This window comes from Pseudarthrobacter sp. MDT1-56 (genome assembly GCF_059383555.1).
The window spans coordinates 12,568-31,560 of the sequence record NZ_JBWZCK010000012.1; the positions used below are offsets into that span (position 1 = coordinate 12,568).

General features: G+C 67.9%; 18 protein-coding genes. 15 read left to right on the forward strand and 3 right to left on the reverse strand.

Translation table 11 applies throughout. The features are described 5' to 3' along the window. Nucleotides 1-164: 164 nt before the first annotated feature. Nucleotides 165-362 (reverse strand): hypothetical protein, encoded by a 198-nt coding sequence (locus AC50YC_RS16240; RefSeq protein WP_494954332.1) that lies wholly within the window; start codon nucleotides 360-362, stop codon nucleotides 165-167. A 360-nt stretch (nucleotides 363-722) separates the two neighbouring features. On the opposite strand from AC50YC_RS16240, the gene pucL reads away from it, so the two are divergent. Continuing rightward, a complete protein-coding gene (gene pucL / locus AC50YC_RS16245) occupies nucleotides 723-1,631 on the forward strand; it encodes a factor-independent urate hydroxylase (protein ID WP_494954333.1) in 909 nt (302 codons plus the stop codon). Nucleotides 1,632-1,803: 172 nt separating this feature from the next. Beyond that, entirely contained in the window at nucleotides 1,804-3,309 is a 1,506-nt protein-coding gene (locus tag AC50YC_RS16250) for a nucleobase:cation symporter-2 family protein (RefSeq protein WP_494954334.1), read from the forward strand. A gap of 95 nt (nucleotides 3,310-3,404) precedes the next feature. Here the strand turns inward: AC50YC_RS16250 and AC50YC_RS16255 are convergent, their stop codons facing one another. Beyond that, nucleotides 3,405-4,160: an IclR family transcriptional regulator gene (locus AC50YC_RS16255; RefSeq protein ID WP_494954335.1), complete on the reverse strand. Its 756-nt coding sequence runs from the start codon at nucleotides 4,158-4,160 to the stop codon at nucleotides 3,405-3,407. A gap of 241 nt (nucleotides 4,161-4,401) precedes the next feature. On the opposite strand from AC50YC_RS16255, the gene AC50YC_RS16260 reads away from it, so the two are divergent. From AC50YC_RS16260 to bcp, 12 genes are all read left to right on the forward strand, one after another. After that, nucleotides 4,402-5,814, forward strand: coding sequence for an NAD-dependent malic enzyme (locus AC50YC_RS16260; RefSeq protein WP_494954336.1), 1,413 nt, complete (start codon nucleotides 4,402-4,404; stop codon nucleotides 5,812-5,814). A gap of 42 nt (nucleotides 5,815-5,856) precedes the next feature. Then, complete coding sequence (gene aceB / locus AC50YC_RS16265; RefSeq protein WP_494954337.1) at nucleotides 5,857-7,455, forward strand: malate synthase A; 1,599 nt, start codon at nucleotides 5,857-5,859, stop codon at nucleotides 7,453-7,455. A gap of 3 nt (nucleotides 7,456-7,458) precedes the next feature. Then, nucleotides 7,459-8,769, forward strand: coding sequence for a DUF6986 family protein (locus AC50YC_RS16270; RefSeq protein ID WP_494954338.1), 1,311 nt, complete (start codon nucleotides 7,459-7,461; stop codon nucleotides 8,767-8,769). Between the two features lie 38 nt (nucleotides 8,770-8,807). After that, entirely contained in the window at nucleotides 8,808-9,623 is an 816-nt protein-coding gene (locus tag AC50YC_RS16275; RefSeq protein ID WP_494954339.1) for a bifunctional allantoicase/(S)-ureidoglycine aminohydrolase, read from the forward strand. 91 nt (nucleotides 9,624-9,714) lie between these two features. Next, nucleotides 9,715-9,876, forward strand: coding sequence for a hypothetical protein (locus AC50YC_RS16280; RefSeq protein WP_494954340.1), 162 nt, complete (start codon nucleotides 9,715-9,717; stop codon nucleotides 9,874-9,876). Between the two features lie 296 nt (nucleotides 9,877-10,172). After that, on the forward strand, nucleotides 10,173-10,973 hold the full coding sequence (locus tag AC50YC_RS16285) for a hydroxypyruvate isomerase family protein (RefSeq protein WP_494954341.1): 801 nt from the start codon (nucleotides 10,173-10,175) through the stop codon (nucleotides 10,971-10,973). Between the two features lie 57 nt (nucleotides 10,974-11,030). Then, a complete protein-coding gene (locus tag AC50YC_RS16290; RefSeq protein WP_494954342.1) occupies nucleotides 11,031-11,909 on the forward strand; it encodes a 2-hydroxy-3-oxopropionate reductase in 879 nt (292 codons plus the stop codon). A gap of 91 nt (nucleotides 11,910-12,000) precedes the next feature. Then, nucleotides 12,001-13,791, forward strand: coding sequence for a glyoxylate carboligase (gcl, locus tag AC50YC_RS16295; RefSeq protein WP_494954343.1), 1,791 nt, complete (start codon nucleotides 12,001-12,003; stop codon nucleotides 13,789-13,791). A gap of 3 nt (nucleotides 13,792-13,794) precedes the next feature. Beyond that, nucleotides 13,795-14,976 (forward strand): glycerate kinase, encoded by a 1,182-nt coding sequence (locus tag AC50YC_RS16300; protein ID WP_494954344.1) that lies wholly within the window; start codon nucleotides 13,795-13,797, stop codon nucleotides 14,974-14,976. Further along, nucleotides 14,969-16,312, forward strand: coding sequence for an allantoinase AllB (allB, locus tag AC50YC_RS16305; RefSeq protein ID WP_494954345.1), 1,344 nt, complete (start codon nucleotides 14,969-14,971; stop codon nucleotides 16,310-16,312). The genes AC50YC_RS16300 and allB overlap by 8 nt, the downstream gene beginning before the upstream one ends. An 8-nt stretch (nucleotides 16,313-16,320) precedes the next feature. Beyond that, nucleotides 16,321-17,034, forward strand: a complete 714-nt coding sequence (locus tag AC50YC_RS16310; RefSeq protein WP_494954346.1) for a winged helix-turn-helix domain-containing protein — start codon at nucleotides 16,321-16,323, stop codon at nucleotides 17,032-17,034. A gap of 70 nt (nucleotides 17,035-17,104) precedes the next feature. After that, entirely contained in the window at nucleotides 17,105-17,584 is a 480-nt protein-coding gene (gene bcp, locus AC50YC_RS16315; protein ID WP_494954347.1) for a thioredoxin-dependent thiol peroxidase, read from the forward strand. Nucleotides 17,585-17,666: 82 nt separating this feature from the next. On the opposite strand, the gene AC50YC_RS16320 is transcribed toward bcp, so the two are convergent. Beyond that, the gene (locus tag AC50YC_RS16320) at nucleotides 17,667-18,515 is read right to left on the reverse strand and encodes a class I SAM-dependent methyltransferase (protein ID WP_494954348.1); all 849 of its coding nucleotides are present in this window, start codon (nucleotides 18,513-18,515) and stop codon (nucleotides 17,667-17,669) included. Nucleotides 18,516-18,616: 101 nt separating this feature from the next. Here AC50YC_RS16320 and AC50YC_RS16325 point away from each other — a divergent pair, with 101 nt between their 5' ends. Further along, nucleotides 18,617-18,961: a hypothetical protein gene (locus AC50YC_RS16325; protein WP_494954349.1), complete on the forward strand. Its 345-nt coding sequence runs from the start codon at nucleotides 18,617-18,619 to the stop codon at nucleotides 18,959-18,961. The last annotated feature ends 32 nt before the right edge of the window (nucleotides 18,962-18,993 follow it).

Sequence of the window (18,993 nt, forward strand, 5' to 3'; positions counted from 1 at the left end):
TATTCCGGAAGCCTGATTTCGTGATGTGAAATCCACATTTCCGGGTTGTCACAGTGCGGAACAAGGCAGGCCGGGGTCCGGCCGTAATGGCCCGGACCAGGAGTCCGCACCACGGCCTGCGGGGTCCGCATCACGGCCCGCGGGCCGGCTTATTGCGGTGCCCCCTACTTCGGTGCGGGACCTGGCTGGCGGTTAGACCGGGCGGCGACCAGCCGGGTCATCCAGCGCGAGACCCGGCCGGGCCGGTGCCCGCGGTCGGCCGGGAAGTAGAAGTCCGGATCGGTGCCGCCGCGCGGGAGATAGATCTCGTCGGGCGTTGCCGGGGGCTCAACGCCCTGTGCGCCGGCTGGTTGCTGCTGCATTTGTTACTCCTTTGAGGGGCGGTTTATTTCACGATACGAAACTTAGTTCTTGTTATACGGAAACGGTAAGGCCGTGCCGCGGCGCGGTCAAGGGCCTGCGACCTCCGTCACGCGGCCGCTCCGGTCACAATTGGAAAATTCAGATTGTGATGTACACCACCGCCTCACTGGGCTAGCCTTGAAGGTAATTCGTGGCGTGGGTCACGTAACCTGGGAGCAGCAGGCAGGGTTGTAATGAGCTGGCGTCAACTGACGTCGGCTCTTTTTTGTGGGTCGGCGGAGAAAGAAACGAACGCGAAATGCGTCCGAAATTTCTATGTGGGATTTTGATTCCACATACCGGAAGTTGGGAACCACACCATGAACAACAAGATCGTCCTCGGACAGAACCAGTACGGTAAAGCGGAAGTCCGCGTCGTCAAGATCACCCGCGACACGGAGCGCCACGAGATCGAAGACCTCAACGTCACCTCGCAGCTCCGCGGCGACTTCGCGGCGGCCCACCTGGAAGGCGACAACAGCCACGTCGTCGCAACGGACACGCAGAAGAACACCATCTACGCCTTTGCCCGGGAGGGTATCGGCTCCCCAGAGGCCTTCCTGCTCCGGCTCGGAAACCACTTCACGTCCAGCTTCGACTGGGTGACCGGCGGCCGCTGGGAGGCCGAGTCCTACAGCTGGGACCGCATCCAGGCCCACGGCGCAGCCCACGACCACTCCTTCGTGCGCAGCGGCCAGGAAGTCCGGACCGCCGTGCTGGTCCGCGACGGCGCCGACCGGCACCTCATCTCGGGGCTCAAGGACCTGACGGTCCTCAAATCCACCCAGTCGGGCTTCGTCGGCTACCCGCGGGACAAGTACACCACCCTGCCGGAGACCACTGACCGGATCCTCGCCACGGATGTTTCCGCCCGCTGGCGCTACAACGCCGGCACGGACTTCAGCTGCCTCGATTTCAACAAGGGCTACGAGGACGTCAAGGCCCTCCTGCTGGAGGGCTTCACCGAAAAGTACTCCCACGCCCTGCAGCAGACCCTCTTCGACATGGGCACCAAGGTCCTGGAAGCACACAGCGAGATCGACGAAATCAAGTTCTCGATGCCCAACAAGCACCACTTCCTGGTGGACCTCTCACCATTTGGTCTCGACAACCCCAACGAGGTGTTCTTTGCCGCCGACCGCCCGTATGGCCTGATCGAGGCGACGGTCCAGCGCGAGGACGCAGTACCGGCCGACGCCGCGTGGTCCGGCATCGCCGGCTTCTGCTAGGACCTGCGGTCCCGCCGGTTCAGCAAGCCGGTTTAGCAAGCCACCGCCTGTTCCAGGGCCAGCACCAGTGCCGGGCCCTGGGACAGGCACCCAGCACCCCCATAAGCCACATCTGTTAGCCAGACACCGTTAGCCAGACAAAGACGTCTGCCATGAACCAAGAAAGTCTGCCATGAACATGAAAAAGAAGCCGTCAGCGGTTAAGTCCCGCGCCGGCCGCACACCGTCCGACCGGCCCGAGGATGAACGCCTCCCGATCGGCAGCAGCTTCGCGTACGGATTCCAGCATGTCCTGACCATGTACGGCGGCATTATTGCCGTCCCGCTGATCGTCGGGCAGGCCGCGGGCCTGTCCCCCGCCGACATCGGGATCCTGATCGCCGCCGCGCTCTTTATGGGCGGATTGGCAACCCTGCTCCAGACCCTCGGCCTGCCGTTCTTCGGATCCCAACTGCCCCTGGTGCAGGGCGTGTCCTTCGCCAGCGTCGCAACCATGGTGGCGATCGTTACCGGCGGCGGAGGCCTTCCGGCCGTTTTCGGGGCTGTCATCGTCTCGGCCGCGATCGGCCTCCTTATTGCCCCGGTCTTTTCGAAGATCGTCCGGTTCTTCCCGCCCGTTGTGACCGGAACGGTGATCACCACAATCGGCCTGACGCTGATGCCGGTGGCCGCCAACTGGGCCATGGGCGGCAACAAGAAGGCCGCCGACTACGGCAGCATGGCGAATATCGGGCTCGCAGCGATCACGCTCGCCCTAGTGCTCCTGCTCAGCAAGGTCGGCAGTGCCACGATTTCCCGCCTCTCCATCCTGCTGGCCATGCTGGGCGGCACCTTCGTGGCGGTGCTGACTGGGATGGCCGATTTCTCCAAAGTCGGAAACGGCCCTATCGTGGCGTTCCCGACGCCGTTCCACCTGGGCGCGCCCACCTTCGAGGTTGCAGCCATCATCTCCATGGTGATCGTGGTCCTGGTGATCCTGACCGAGACCATGGCCGACATCCTCGCAGTCGGTGAGATCGTCGGCACCAAGGTGGACTCAAAGCGGATCGCGGCCGGCCTGCGGGCCGATATGGGCTCCAGCCTGATAGCGCCCATCTTCGGGTCCTTCACCCAAAGCGCGTTCGCCCAGAACGTCGGGCTGGTCGCCGTCACCAAGATCAAGAGCCGCTACGTCGTTGCCGCCGGCGGCGTCATCCTCGTCCTGCTCGGCCTGCTGCCCGTCATGGGCCGCGTCGTGGCCGCAGTGCCCACCGCGGTCCTGGGCGGCGCCGGCGTCGTACTGTTCGGCACGGTGGCAGCCAGCGGCATCCGAACCCTGGCCAAGGTGGAGTACAAGAACAACATGAACCTGATCATCGTCGCCGCCTCGATCGGCTTCGGCATGATCCCGATTGCCGCCCCGGCCTTCTACGACCAGTTCCCGTCCTGGTTCGCCACCATATTCCACTCCGGCATCAGCTCCGCCGCGGTGATGGCCATCCTGCTGAACCTGCTCTTCAACCATCTGAAGGCAGGCAATTCGGAGAACCAGTCGGTGTTTGTGGCGGGGACGGGACGGGTCATCCGCGAGGAGGACCTCAAGTGCCTGGCCGACGGCGACCGCTTCGAGGGCGGCAAGCTGATCGACTGCGACGGCAAGGAAGTTCCCGTGGAGACGACGACGAAATCCGAGCACTGACCGCCGGCGGCCCCCCAACATGGCAAATGCGGCCCCTTTCCCGGAAGGAAAAGGGGCCGCACCGGCCGCCTCGCCGGCAGCGGTACGGCCGGGGGTCAGCTCTTGTTGAGGTCCTGGGAAATCGCCAGGGCCGCCTCGCGCAGCAGCGGCACCGCGCGGTCCGCGAAGGACTTGTCCACCCGGGAAACGGGGCCGGAGACGGAAATCGCCGCGGGGGTCGGCGCGTTCGGAATGGCGATGGCGAAGCACCGGACGCCGATCTCCTGCTCTTCCTCGTCAATGGAATAGCCGCGGTCCCGGATCAGCTTCAAGTCCGCGAACAGGGACTCGACATCGCCGATGCTCCTCGGGGTGGGGGTGGGCATGCCCTTCCGGGTGACGATGCCGCGCACCGTCTCGTCGTCCAGCTGCGCCAGGATCGCCTTGCCCATGCCCGTGGCGTGCATGTAGCCGCGGCGGCCCACCTCGGTGATCATCCGCATGGAGTGCAGCGACGGGACCTGGGCCACATACATAACCATGTCCGAATCCAGCACCGCCATGTTGGCCGTCTCCCCGAGCCGCTCCACGAGCGACTGGAGCTGCGGCCGGGCCAACGCACCGAGCTGCTTGTTCGCCGCCTCGCCCAGGCGGATAAGGCGCGGGCCCAGGGCATAGCGGCGGTTCGGCAGCTGCCGGATGTAGCCCAGGGTGACCAGCGTGCGGAGCAGCCGGTGGATGGTCGGCAGCGGCAGATCGGTGGAGGACGACAGTTCACTGAGTGTGACGTCCCCGCCGGCATCAGTGATCAGCTCCAGAAGTTCGAAAACGCGCTCAACGGACTGCACGCCTCCGGGGGCTTTTTCGGCCATAGCTTGGGTCTCCTGAGGAATCGCTTGCGACAACTTTTATCCGCATCGTGAAAAAAGCGCTTAGTAGACCCAAAGATACAGCACCCCCGGCCACCGTCAATGAGGCCCCCAGGCGGCGCCGACACCCCCGGGTGCCGGCACGCAGGGCTTGTATTTCCACAAAGTAGATAATAATATCCATAATACGAAATAAGTGTTTGCAGCAAGCGCCCGTCACCGGGCCGACTAGGAGGAAAATTCAATGGCGAATCCGAGCCCCGGAAATTCGATCACCCTGCGCGTGGAGGCTCCGTCCAGCTTCACCGCCACCAGCGAACTGGCCGCAGCCGTCGGCGCCGCCGGCGCCGCGATCACCGCCCTGGACGTCACCGAGTCACACCACGAGACCCTGGTGGTCGATGTCACCTGCAACACCACGGATGACGACCACGCCGCCCGCGTCAAGGACGCGCTTAACGCGCTCGACGGCGTCACCGTCCGCAACGTCTCGGACCGCACCTTCCTGATGCACCTCGGCGGCAAGCTGGAAGTGGTTCCGAAGGTCGCCCTGCGCAACCGCGACGATCTCTCCCGCGCCTACACTCCCGGCGTGGCACGCGTCTGCATGGCCATCGCGGAGAACCCCGAGGCCGCCCGGAACCTCACCATCAAACGCAACACCATCGCCGTCGTCACCGACGGCTCCGCCGTTCTGGGCCTGGGCAACATTGGCCCGGCGGCCGCGCTGCCGGTGATGGAAGGCAAAGCGGCGCTGTTCAAGCAGTTCGCCAATGTCGATGCGTGGCCGGTGTGCCTGGACACCCAGGACACCGAGGAAATCATCAAGATCGTCAAGGCACTCGCCCCGGTCTACGGCGGCGTCAACCTCGAGGACATCGCCGCGCCGCGCTGCTTCGAAATCGAAACCCGGCTCCGCGAGGAACTCGACATCCCGGTCTTCCATGACGACCAGCACGGCACCGCCATCGTCACCCTCGCGGCCCTGGCCAACGCCCTGCGCGTTGTGGGCAAGAAGCTCCCCGACGTCCGGATCGTCGTTTCGGGCGTCGGCGCGGCCGGATCCGCCATCATTGCGCTGCTCAAGGCGCAGGGGGCCCGGAACATCATCGCCGCCGGCCGCTCGGGCGCGATCCACTTCGGCGAACAGTACAACGACGAGCACCGCACCTGGATTGCCGAGAACACCAACGAACAGGGATTCTCCGGCACACTGCACGAGGCACTCAAGGGAGCCGACGTCTTCATCGGCGTCAGCGCACCGCACGTGATCGGCGAAGAGCAGGTGGCATCCATGGCCAAGGACGCTATTGTGTTCGCCATGGCCAACCCCACGCCGGAAATCGATCCGGTCATCGCCTCCCGGCACGCCGCCGTGGTGGCGACCGGCCGCAGCGATTTCCCCAACCAGATCAACAACGTCCTGGCCTTCCCCGGGTTCTTCCGCGGGCTGCTGGACGCGGGGGCAGCGGACATCACCCCCGAGATGCTCGTGGCCGCCGCCGAGGCGATCGCGAACCGGGTCGCCGACGACGAGCTCAACGCCAGTTACATCATCCCCAGCGTCTTCGACCCCCACGTTGCCGCCGACGTCGCCGCCGCCGTTGCCTCGGCGGCCCATGCAGCGGCCCCGGCCGCCGCACTCGCGCATGCCTGATTCTCATTTGCTGCCCTGATTCACCGAACAGGAAGGACCACAATGGCTCTCACCATTTCAGCCCAGCGCCCCGTTGACCGTGCGGAGGAGATCCTCACCCCCGAGGCCCTGGCCTTCATTGAGGAACTGCACCAGCGTTTCGCCGCCACCCGCGGGGATCTGCTCAAGGCCCGCGCGGTCAAGCGCGAGGAGGTGGCCCGCACCGGCCGGCTCGATTTCCTGCCGGAGACCCGCGACATCCGCGAGGGCGACTGGGCCGTTGCCGCCGCCCCGGCAGCCCTGCAGGACCGCCGGGTGGAAATGACGGGCCCGGCCGCGCCGGCCAAGATGGCCATCAATGCCCTGAATTCCGGGGCCAAGGTCTGGCTCGCCGACCTCGAGGACGCCAGCACGCCCACCTGGTCCAACGTGATCGAATCGATCCTGAACCTCCGCGACGCCGCGGCCGGCACCCTGGCGTACACCTCCCCCGAGGGGAAGGAATACACGCTCCGGACCGACGTCCCGCTGGCCGTCGTCGTGGCACGCCCGCGCGGTTGGCACATGAGCGAGCGCCATCTGCTGATCGGCGGCGAGCACACCGTGGGCGCCCTGGTGGACTTCGGCCTGCACTTCTTCCACACCGCCAGGCAGCTGCTGGAGAACGGCCAGGGCCCCTACTACTACCTGCCCAAAATGGAGAGCCACCTCGAGGCCCGCCTCTGGAACGAGATCTTCGTTTTTGCGCAGGACTACCTCGGGATTCCGCAGGGCACCATCCGCGCCACGGTCCTAATCGAGACCATCCCGGCCGCGTTCGAGATGGATGAGATCCTCTACGAACTCCGCGACCATGCCTCCGGCCTGAACGCCGGGCGCTGGGACTATCTGTTCAGCATCATCAAGTATTTCCGCGACGCCGGATCGCGCTTTGTGCTGCCGGACCGCGCCACCGTGGCCATGACCGCGCCGTTCATGCGCGCCTACACCGAACTGCTGGTCAAGACCTGCCACCACCGCGGCGCCTTCGCCATGGGCGGCATGGCGGCCGTCATCCCCAACCGCCGCGAGCCCGAGGTCACGGCCCAGGCATTCGAGAAAGTGCGTGCGGACAAGACCCGCGAGGCGAACGACGGCTTCGACGGGTCCTGGGTGGCCCACCCGGACCTGGTCCCGGTATGCCGCGACGTCTTCGACGCCGTCCTGGGCGAGCGGCCGAACCAGCTGGACAAGCAGCGCCCGGAAATTTCAGTCACCGCGGACCAGCTCCTGGACATCGCCTCCGCGGACGGCACGGTCACCGAAGCGGGCCTGCGACTGAACCTCTACGTCGCCGTCGCCTACACCGCGGTGTGGATCTCCGGCAACGGCGCCGTCGCCATCCACAACCTGATGGAGGACGCCGCAACGGCCGAAATCTCCCGCTCGCAGGTGTGGCAGCAGATCCGCAACCAGGTGGTCCTCGCCGACACCGGCCGGACCGTGACCCGCGAACTGGTGTCCGGAATCCTGGCCGAGGAAACCGCGAAGCTCCGCGGCGAGGTGGGCGAGGACGCCTTCGCAAAGCACTACCTGCCCGCCAGCAAGCTGATCGGCAACATTTGCCTCTCCGAGGACTACACGGACTTCCTCACCACTCCGGCCTACGAACTGGTGGGCTGAGCCATGGCTGCTTCCCCCTCCGGGCGGCCCTCTGTGACTCCCTCCGGGTCGCTCTCCGGCACCGATCTGGGCCGGATCGATGCCCAGCTCGCGGCGACGGATGAGCTGCTGGAGCGGAACTACCCGGGCGACGACGGCACCCGCCAGCCGGTCCACACCGTCTACGTCCCGGCCGACCTCTTCACTCCGGGCTTCGCCGCTGGCTGGGGCGCCCGGGCACTGGCCGTGGCCGAAGCCCATGGCGGGCTGGAGCGGCTTGGAACGCTGCTGGGTCAGGACCCCGAGCTGGCCGCCGCGGTCGCATCCCGCGTCGCCGCGAAGCTCGGCAGCGAACCGATCGAGGACCTCCGGCTGGACTTCGAGGACGGCTACGGGGACCGGGGTGACGACGCCGAGGACGCCGACGCCGTCGCTGCCGCGGCCGCCGTAGCCGCCGCGGTGGCGGACGGCAGTGCCCCGCCGTTCATCGGGATCCGGTTCAAGTGCTTCGAGGCGCCCACCCGTGCCCGCGGGCTGCGCACCCTGGACCTGTTCGTCTCCGGCCTGGCCGCCGCCGGCGAGCTCCCGGAAGGGCTGGTCCTCACCCTGCCCAAGGTCACCACCGTGGCCCAGGTGCAGGCGATGGACTACGCCGTGTCCCGGCTGGAGGAAGTCCATTCGCTGCCCGCCGGCCGCCTGCGCTTCGAGGTCCAGGTGGAAACGCCGCAGCTGATCCTGGGCCCGGACGGCACCTCCCCGGTGGCGCAGCTGCCGCACGCCGTGCCCGGCCGGATCAGTGCCCTGCACTACGGCACCTACGATTACTCGGCCTCGCTGCAGATCTCCGCGGAGTACCAGTCGATGGAACACCCGGTGGCTGACTACGCCAAGGAAGTGATGCAGCTGGCGGTCGCCGGCACCGGCATCCGGCTCTCCGACGGGTCCACCAACGTCATCCCCGTCGGCGACGGGGTGCAGGACGCCTGGCGGCTTCATGGCCGGCTGGTCCGCCGCTCGCTGGAACGCGGCTACTACCAGGGCTGGGACCTTCACCCCGCCCAACTGCCGAGCCGCTTCGCCGCCACCTACGCGTTCTACCGGCAGGGCCTTCCCGCCGCCGCCGCACGGCTCCGCAACTATGTGGAGCGCACCGAGGGCGGCGTCATGGACGAACCCGCCACGGCCAGGGCCCTCGCAGCCTTCGTGCTGCGCGGCATCCAGTGCGGTGCCGCCGGCACCGAGGAAGTCCGCGGGCTGACCGGTCTGGGGCTGCCCCAGCTGACCGTCCTGGCCCACCCCCGGCTGGCACAGCCGGCAGCCTCTCACAACCACTGACCCCTCTTGACTGACCTTTTCACAAAGGAGCGCACCCCATGAGCAACTACTTTTCCCCCGAAGGCGGCCTGCCGCCGCAGACCCAGCTCCTCACCGACCGCGCCGTGGTCAAGGAGGCCTACACGGTCATCCCCAAAGGGGTGCTGCGCGACATTGTCACCAGCAACCTCCCCGGCTGGACCAAGACCCGTGCCTGGATCATCGCCCGGCCCATCGCCGGCTTCGCCACGACGTTTTCGCAGCTGATCGTGGAAGTGGCGCCGGGCGGCGGCAGCGACAAGCCCGAGGCGGAGGCCGGCGTCGAAGGCGTCATCTTCCTCACCAAGGGAGAACTGACGCTGACGCTCGACGGCGAGATCCACCACCTGGAGTCCGGCGGCTACGCCTATCTCGCGGCCGGTTCGGACTGGAAGGTCTCCAACGATGCCGCCGGGGAGGCCGCCAGTTTCCAGTGGATCCGCAAGGCCTACGAACCGCTGGACGGCTTCACCGCGAAGTCTTTCGTGACCCGCGACCAGGACGTCGAACCGCGGCCCATGCCGGACACCAACGGTGCCTGGGCGACCACCCGCTTTGTGGACCCGGACGATCTGGCCCACGACATGCACGTCAACATCGTCACGTTCCAGCCCGGCGGCTCCATCCCGTTCGCCGAGACCCACGTGATGGAACACGGGCTCTTTGTCCTCGAGGGCAAAGCCGTCTACCGGCTCAACGACGATTGGGTGGAGGTCGAGGCCGGCGACTTCATGTGGCTCCGCGCCTTCTGCCCGCAGGCCTGCTACGCCGGCGGACCGGGCCCGTTCCGCTACCTGCTCTACAAGGACGTCAACCGGCAGATCCGCCTCACCTAGGCGCGGCCGAAGCAATGGGCCCGCCCCGCCTGACGGGGCGGGCCCCTTCCCGTTACGGGGGGGGCTTGGCGGCGCTTGCTAGCCTGAGGCTGTGAAGTACGAATCCCTGTGGATCGGAATGCTCCTGGGCGCAGCCCTCGGCTTCGCCATCGGCGTGACCACCGCCGACAAGCCGTTCACGGGCCTGCTGATCGGCGTCGCCGTCGGTGCGCTGGTGGGCCTGGCAGCCCGGAAGGACCCCTCGAAGGGGTAGGGCAGCCCTTGCCCTGGACTGCCCGGACCCTGATGGCCCGGGCAGTTGATGCTGCGCCGTGAGACTGCGCCCTGACGCCCCGGGCCCTGTCGTCCCAATTGCTGTGGCTGCGCCCGAAAACTCCTGGGTCCCGGCTGAGGACCCGGCAGCCTCGCCCTTCACCATTCACCCCTTGACGCACCCGCCCCATCTTCCCTACACTTTTCATAAAGCAGAATTTATATTCCACAAAGTGGAAGTTGAGAGCGGCAAAGAAGCCCTCCTCCAGCTCCCGCCCGTACCGGAAAGAACCCACCATGACGTACACCGTGAACTGCTCCATCCTCCTGACCGAGCTGCCGCTCCTTGACCGGCCCGCCGCGGCGAAGGCCGCCGGCTTTGACGCCGTCGAGTTCTGGTGGCCCTTCGCGGCGTCAGTCCCCGCCGACGCCGAGGTCACCCGTTTCGAGCGGGCCATCACCGACGCCGGGGTCCAGCTCACCGGCCTCAACTTCAACGCCGGCGACATGCCCGGAGGCGACCGCGGCCTCGTGTCCTGGAAGGGCCGCTGCTCCGAGTTCAAGGACAACATCGATGTGGTGGCCGGCATCGGCGGACGGCTCGGCTGCACGTCCTTCAACGCCCTCTACGGCAACCGGCAGGACGGGCACACCCCGGAGGCCCAGGACGAACTGGCGGTCAAGAACCTCGCAGCCGCGGCCGCGGGCGTGGCAACCTTCGGCGGCACCGTGCTGCTCGAGCCGGTCAGCGGCGCCCCCCGGTATCCGCTCCTCACAGCCGACGACGCCCTCCGGGTCATCTCCCGCGTGAAGGAGGAAACCGGCACGGGGAACATCAAGCTCCTCGCCGACTTCTATCACCTCTCGGTCAACGGGGACGACGTCTCCGCCGTCATCGAAAGGCACGCCAAAGACTTCGGCCACATCCAGATCGCCGACAACCCCGGCCGCGGGGCTCCCGGAACCGGCGAGCTTCCCCTCGGCGAGTGGATCGCCCGCAGCCGCCAACTCGGCTATGAGGGCTACATCGGCCTCGAGTACAAGGCACCGGCGGAAACCGCCTTCGCCTGGGCCATCCGCCAGCGCATCGCCCGTTAGCACCCGCCGCCACACAGCAGCACACCCGCGCTAAAAGACTTCAGTAAAGGAACCATCATGAGCAATGTTGCAGTCATCGGACTCGGAATCATGGGCCTGCCCATGGCCATCAACCTGGTCAACGCCGGCCACACCGTGACCGGCTTCAACCGCAGCCAGGACAAGATCGACAAGCTGGTCTCCGAGGGCGGCCGGGGTGCCTCCAGCATCGCCGACGCCGTCAGGGACGCCGACGTCGTTCTCACCATGGTGCCGGACTCCCCCGACGTCGAGGGCGTCGTCAGCGGCCCCGACGGGGTGTTCGCCCACGCCAAGCAAGGCGCCCTGTGGATCGATGCCAGCAGCATCCGCCCGGATGTCGCCAAGCGCCTGGCCGACGACGCCAAGGCCGCCGGCATCCGCGCGCTGGACGCCCCGGTGTCCGGCGGTGAACAGGGCGCCGTCGATGCCGCCCTGTCCATCATGGTCGGCGGCGACGCGGCCGATTTCGAGGCCGCCCAGGATGTCCTGACCGCGGTGGGCAAGACCATCGTCCACGTCGGGCCGGCCGGCTCGGGCCAGACCGTCAAGGCAGCCAACCAGCTGATCGTCGCCGTCAATATCGAGGTCCTAGCCGAGGCCATCGCCTTCCTTGAGGCCTACGGCGTCGACACGGACGCCGCCCTGAAGGTCCTCGGCGGCGGCCTTGCCGGCTCCAAGGTCCTGGAGCAGAAGGGCCAGAAGATGCTCGACCGGAACTTCGACCCCGGCTTCCGCCTGGCCCTGCACCACAAGGACCTGGGCATCGTCACCTCGGCCGCCCGCGAAGCCAACGTCGCCGTCCCCCTCGGCGCCGTCGTCGCACAACTCGTCGCCGCCACCGTCAACCAGGGCGACGGCGGACTGGACCACTCCGGACTCTTCAAGCAGGTCCTCCAGCTCAGCGGCCGCCACTAAGCAGCACCGCTCCCCAGGCCCCGGCCCAGTTTCCCCGAATGGGCGGGCCTTCCTTCAGCACACCCAAAATCAGACTTCCGAGGAGTACACCATGACTAAGATGCGCACCGTAGACGCTGCCGTCGCCATCCTGGAAAAGGAGGGCGCCACCGAGGCGTTCGGCCTGCCAGGCGCGGCGATCAACCCGTTCTATTCCGCCATGCGGAACCACGGGGGGATCCGCCACACCCTGGCCCGCCACGTGGAAGGCGCCAGCCACATGGCGGACGGCTACAGCCGGGCCAAGGACGGCAACATCGGCCTCTGCATCGGCACCTCCGGGCCCGCCGGCACGGACATGATCACCGGGCTGTACGCGGCCTGGGCCGATTCCATCCCCATGCTTTGCATCACCGGCCAGGCCCCGGTGGCCAAGCTGCACAAGGAAGACTTCCAGGCGGTGGACATCGAATCCATCGCCAAGCCGGTCACCAAAATGGCCATGACCGTCCGGGAACCGGGACAGGTGCCGGGCGCCTTCCAGAAGGCCTTCCAAGTGATGCGCTCCGGCCGCCCGGGTCCGGTGCTGCTGGACCTGCCCATCGACGTGCAGCTGGCCGAGATCGAATTCGACATCGACGCCTACGAACCCCTGGCCGTGGAGAAGCCACGGGCCAGCCGCAGGCAGCTGGAAAAAGCCCTGGACCTGCTGACCGCGGCGGCCCACCCGCTGATCGTGGCCGGTGGCGGCATCATCAACGCCGGCGCGGCCGCGGAACTGGTGGAACTGGCCGAGCTGCTGGGCGTTCCGGTCATCCCCACCCTGATGGGCTGGGGCGCCATCGCCGACGACCACCCGCTGATGGCCGGGATGGTGGGCCTGCAGACCTCGCACCGCTACGGCAACGAGACCATGCTGGCCGCCGACTTCGTCATCGGCATCGGCAACCGCTGGGCAAACCGCCACACCGGCGGCCTGGACACCTACACGGCCGGCCGGACGTTTGTGCACATCGACATCGAGCCCACCCAGATCGGCCGCGTGTTCTCCCCGGACCTGGGCATCGCCTCCGACGCCGGCGCGGCCCTGACGGGACTGGTGGAGCTGGCCCGCGAGCGCCAGGCCGCGGGCACCCTGCCGGACTATTCCGGCTGGGCCGCCGAATGCGCGGAGCGCAAGGCCACCCTGCACCGCAAGACGCACTTCGAAAACGTCCCGATCAAGCCGCAGCGCGTGTACGAGGAAATGAACAAAGCGTTCGGCAAGGACACCACCTACGTCTCCACGATCGGACTGTCCCAGATCGCCGGCGCCCAGATGCTGCACGTGTTCGGGCCGCGCAAATGGATCAACGCCGGCCAGGCCGGCCCCCTGGGCTGGACCGCCCCGGCCGCCCTGGGCGTGGTGCGCGGCAAGCCGGAGGAGACCGTCGTCGCCCTGTCCGGTGACTACGATTTCCAGTTCATGATCGAGGAGCTGGCAGTCGGCGCGCAGTTCAACCTGCCTTACATCCACGTCGTGGTGAACAACTCCTACCTGGGCCTGATCCGCCAGTCCCAGCGCGGTTTCAACATGGAGCAGAACGTGTCCCTGGCGTTCGAGAACATCAACTCCACGGATCTCTCGGCGACCGCCAGCGGCTACGGCGTGGACCACATCAAGGTGGCCGAGGGACTGGGCTGCAAGGCCATCCGGGTGGAGGATCCCGCCGATCTGGCCTCCGCCTTCGGCAAGGCCAAGGCACTGATGGGCGAGTTCCGGGTTCCCGTGGTGGTGGAAGTGATCCTGGAGAAGATCACCAACATCTCGATGGGCGTGGAAATCAACGCGGTGAACGAGTTCGAGGCACTGGCCGAGACCCGCGAGGACGCCCCCACCGCCATCCTGGCCCTGCAGGCGTAAGACATGCGGGTCGTCATAGCTCCGGACAAGTTCAAGGGCTCACTCTCCGCGCCGGACGTCGCCCGGCACCTGGCAGCAGGGCTCCAGGCGGCAACGGGATCCAACCTGGACATCCTCCTGATTCCGGTGGCCGACGGCGGCGAAGGCACCCTGGATGCCGCCGTCGGCTCCGGCTTCACCCGCCGCAGCGCGGCAGTGAGCGGACCCACCGGGGAACCGCTGACCGCAGATTTCGCGGTCCGCGGCCGGGAGGCGGTCATCGAGATGGCGGCCGCGTCCGGGCTGGCGGTCCTGACCGGCGGCCCCGACTCGGCCAGCGCCACCGGCGCCACAAGTCTGGGGACCGGAGAGCTGGTCCGCGCGGCCCTGGATGCGGGGTGCCGGCAGATCATCCTCGGCGTGGGCGGCAGCGCCAACACCGACGGCGGCGCTGGCGTCCTGCAGGGCCTCGGCGCCCGGTTCCTCGACGGCGCGGGCCGGGAGCTTCCGCCCGGCGGCACCGCCCTGGCCCGGCTGGACCGGATCGACTTCACCGGCTTCGACCCGCGGCTGGACGAGACACGCTTTGTGCTGGCCAGCGACGTCGACAATCCGCTGCTGGGCGCCGAGGGCGCCGCCGCGGTCTTCGGACCGCAGAAGGGCGCCGGCCCGGCGGATGTGGCAGCACTCGATGCCGCGCTGGCGCATTTTGTCGAGGTGCTGGCGGGGGAACTCGGGCCGCGGGCGTTCAAAGCCGCGCAGGCCCCCGGCGCCGGGGCAGCCGGCGGGGTGGGCTATGCCGCGATCGCGGCACTGGCAGCCACGCGCCGGCCGGGCATCGACGTCGTCCTCGAATTCACGGAACTGGCGGAGCGGCTGGCCGGCGCGGATCTGGTGATCACCGGCGAGGGGAGCCTGGACGAACAAAGCCTGCTGGGCAAAACCCCGATGGGCGTCGCCCGGGCGGCGGCGCGGGCCGGCATTCCGGTCATCGCCGTCTGCGGACGCACCACGCTGGACCCTGAGCAGCTCACGGCATCCGGGTTCCGCGCGGTCCACGCTTTGACGGAGCTCGAAAGCAATGTAGACACATGTATAGCGGAGGCGGCAGCGCTTCTGGAACGCCTGGGACGGAACATCGGCCTGCAGCTGGCGGCGCCGGCTGCTGACCACACGGCCGCGAGCAAGGAGAGCCTGAATGTCTGAAGAAACCTTCGACCTCGTCATCCGGGGGCAGCGCGTCCTGACGACGGCGGGGATCGCACCGCGCGAAGTGGGAGTGCGCGGCGGCAAGATCGTTGCCATCGAACCGCTCGGCAACGGCCTGTCCGGCGCCGAAATCATTGAGCTCGCAGAGGACGAAACCCTGCTTCCGGGCCTCGTGGACACCCACGTCCACGTCAACGAGCCGGGCCGCACCGAGTGGGAGGGCTTTGCCTCCGCCACCCGGGCTGCGGCGGCCGGCGGCGTGACCACCATCATCGACATGCCGCTCAACAGCATCCCGCCCACCACCACGGTGGATGGGCTCAAACTCAAGCGCGAAGTGGCCGAGGAGCAGGCGTTCGTTGACGTCGGGTTCTGGGGCGGAGCCGTTCCCGGCAACAAGGCGGACCTCCGGCCGCTGCACGACGAGGGCGTCTTCGGCTTCAAATGCTTCCTGCTGCACTCCGGCGTGGACGAATTCCCCCACTTGGACGCGGAGGAGCTCGAAGAGGACCTGGCCGAGCTCAAGTCCTTCGATTCGCTCATGATCGTCCATGCCGAGGACTCCCACGCGATCGACCGGGCCCCGCACCCGGGCGGGGACCAGTACGCGACGTTCCTCGCGTCCCGGCCCCGCGGCGCCGAGAACAAGGCCATCGCCGAGGTGATCGAACGCGCCCGCTGGACCGGCGCCCGCGCCCACATCCTGCACCTGTCCTCCTCGGACGCCCTGCCCATGATCGCCAGCGCCAAGCGCGACGGCGTCCACCTCACCGTGGAGACCTGCCCGCACTACCTCACCCTCATGGCCGAGGAAATCCCCAACGGGGCCACCGCCTACAAGTGCTGCCCGCCCATCCGCGAGGCCGCCAACCGGGAACTGCTCTGGAAGGGCCTCCAGGACGGCACCATCGACTGCATCGTCTCCGACCACTCCCCCAGCACCCTGGACCTCAAGGACCTGGAAAACGGCGACTTCGCCGTGGCCTGGGGCGGGGTCTCCTCGCTCCAGCTGGGCCTGTCCCTGATCTGGACGGAGGCCCGGCACCGCGGCATTGCGCTGGAACAGGTGGTGTCCTGGATGGCGAGGAAGCCCGCCGAACTGGCGAGGTTGACCACCAAGGGCCAGCTTGCCCTGGGTTACGACGCCGATTTCTCCGTCTTCGCGCAGGACGAGGCCTTCGTGGTGGACGTCTCCAAGCTCAAGCACAAGAACCCCATCACCCCGTACGACGGCAAGGCACTCTCCGGCGTGGTCCGCAGGACCTTCCTGCGCGGCCACGAAATTGACGGCCGTACCCCGAGCGGACAGCTGCTCCGCCGCGGCGGAGTCTGACGGCTTCCATGGCAACCGAGGCCCATACCCCTAGAGGCATATATGCGGGCCGGGAGCCAGGCCCGGCCTCCGGAGCGCGGCTCCAGGCACACGGCCTGGCCGTCTGGGTGACACCGGGCGACGGCCGGGACATCGACGACGCCGCGGTGGCGCGGGCCGCGCAACTGCTGCTGGCGCATGCCCTGAAGATTGCCCCGGAGGCGGACGTCCAGGTCTGGCCCGCCGCCGGGGCTGCAACTCCCGCCAACGGCGGGACCACCGTGCCGTCGTCGTCCGTGCCGTCGTCGTCCGTGCCGTCGTCGTCCGTGCCGTCGTCGTCGGTGCCGTCGTCGTCCGCTGCGGAGGACTCCCCGCCGGAGGCTGACGGCGCCACCCGCCTGCCGCCGTCGTCCGGCCCGGCCAGCCTGGTGTCCGTGGACCTGGCCGCCGGCGAGGTACGCCTGGACGGGAAGCGAGTGCCGCTGACCGGCGTCGAGTTCAAACTGCTGCGCTACCTTGTGGAGAACTGCTCCCACACGGTGGGCCGGGAGGAACTGCGGCTGTTCCTCGAATCATTCGATTCCCCCGCCGCGGCGTCCCGTTCCATCGACGTGTACGTGGGCCGGGTGCGGCGCAAGTTGCGCGGCGGGCGGCACGCGATCGCCACGGTCCGCGGCGGCGGCTACCAGTTTGTGCCCGGACCCCACACCAAGGTGCGCGGGCCGGCGGAATACAGCATCTGAGCCAGCGGTTGTGCATCGTCAGACCCTTTCATCCGCAGACCGACCCCTCCACGACCCCCGAAGGAACCCCATGAGCCCCCAGCTGACCATCAAACTCCAGCCCGGAACCCCCGCCCCGGACTTCACGCTGCCGGACGCCGCGGGACAGAAGGTCGCACTGGCCGACTACCGCGGGAAGAACGTCATTGTGTACTTCTACCCGCAGGCCGCCACCCCGGGCTGCACCACCGAGGCCTGCGATTTCCGCGACAACCTGGCGTCCCTGCAGGGTTCCGGCTATGAAGTGCTGGGCATTTCCCCCGACGCACCGGAGGCGCTGGCGAACTTCACCGGCGACTTCGCCCTGACCTTCCCGCTGCTCGCCGACGAGGACCACGCCGTGGCGCTGGCCTACGGCGCGTGGGGCGAGAAGCTGGTCAACGGCGAGGTCACCGAGGGGATCGTCCGCTCCACCGTGGTGCTCGACCCCGAGGGCAACGTGACGCTGGCGCAGTACCAGGTCAAGGCGCAGGGCCACGTCGCCGCGCTGAAGGAAGAGCTGGGCGTCTAGGCACCCTGCGATTCCGCGGCGCTTTCGGACGCGCCCACCCCGGGTCCGCGCCGCGCCCGTCCGAAATCGCCGCGGAAACCGGCTACACCCGGGTCCCGGCCACGATGGTGGCCGTGGAGCGGAGCCGGATGGCGCCGTCGTGCTCATAGCGGCCCAGCAGCTGGAAGACATCGGAGCGGATCAGCTCCCGGGCCTCCCGATCCGCCTGCGCCAGACCCACCGCCACCGTGGTCGCAATGTCGGTCATGAACTCCCAATAGAGCTCCGGCGACGCCTTGACCAGGTCCGTGCTGACCTTCCGCTCGGCGACGTCGACCAGCCCGGCCTCCCGAAACATACGGGACATCAGCCCTGCCACGGAATACCGGAACAGCCCTGGTGTCCCTGCGGGCGGTGGCGGGAGTTCCGTGTGGTGCGCCAGCGTTCCCAGGATGAGGCTGGCCCACGGGTTTTCCGCGGCCCGGGCCCACACGGCAGCCGTTATCCGCGCGCCGGGCCTGGCCGTCCGGACCATCTCCCGGAGCGCGGGCCCTATCGCGGGGAAGAAGTTGAATCCGAAGCGGCAAAACACGGCATCGAAGGATTCATCTTCCAGCGGCAAAGCGGCGGCGTCGCAGACCTCGACGCGCACGTTCTGAAGCCCCCGTGCCAACACTTTGGCCTCGGCCACCTTGAGCATGCCGGCTGAGATGTCGGTCAGGACGACACGGCCGTCCGGCACCAGGGCCGCCGCCGTGAGCCCGGGCTCCCCCGTCCCGGACGCAACGTCCAGCACCGAGCCCCGCGGATGCAGCCGCGCTTCCTCAACCAGGGCATCCCCGAACGGGCCGTGCCAAGCCAGCAACTCGGCGTCCCATTTCCTCCAGCCTGCCGCGAACTGGTCCCAGATGATGCGCTGCTGGTCACGGATGCTGTCCGCTGCGACTGACATGGTGCGACTCCTTACGCCCGGACCGCACCCTCCCCCACCCCCTAGTGTGCTCCCGCCGCCCCGGCGGGAGCAATGGCTGGCGGGGCAGTAGGCTTAACGGCATGTCTACCCCCGAAACCCCCGGCACCGCAGGCGAGCAGCACGTCCCCGAGCGGCGTGAGGTCACCGTGCGCCGGGCGCCGAAGTACGTGCCGTTCCTGGTCCTGGGCGGGCTCCTGGGCTTCGGCGTGGCCGCCTTCCTCGCCTACGGGCTCCCGGGCGATGAAGCCTACGACGCCGGCGCCGTGTTCGGCTTCTTTATGATCCTGTGCGGAGCGGGCGGCGTCATCCTCGGTGGCGTCGCGGCGCTCATCCTGGACCGCCTGAGCGTCCGCAAGGCCAAGCGCGCCGTCGTCGAATCCGTTCCCGATTCCGTTCCCGACACCGGGGATCAGCAGGGGTCCTGACCGGCCGGAGGCCAACCCCAGGAGGTCATAAA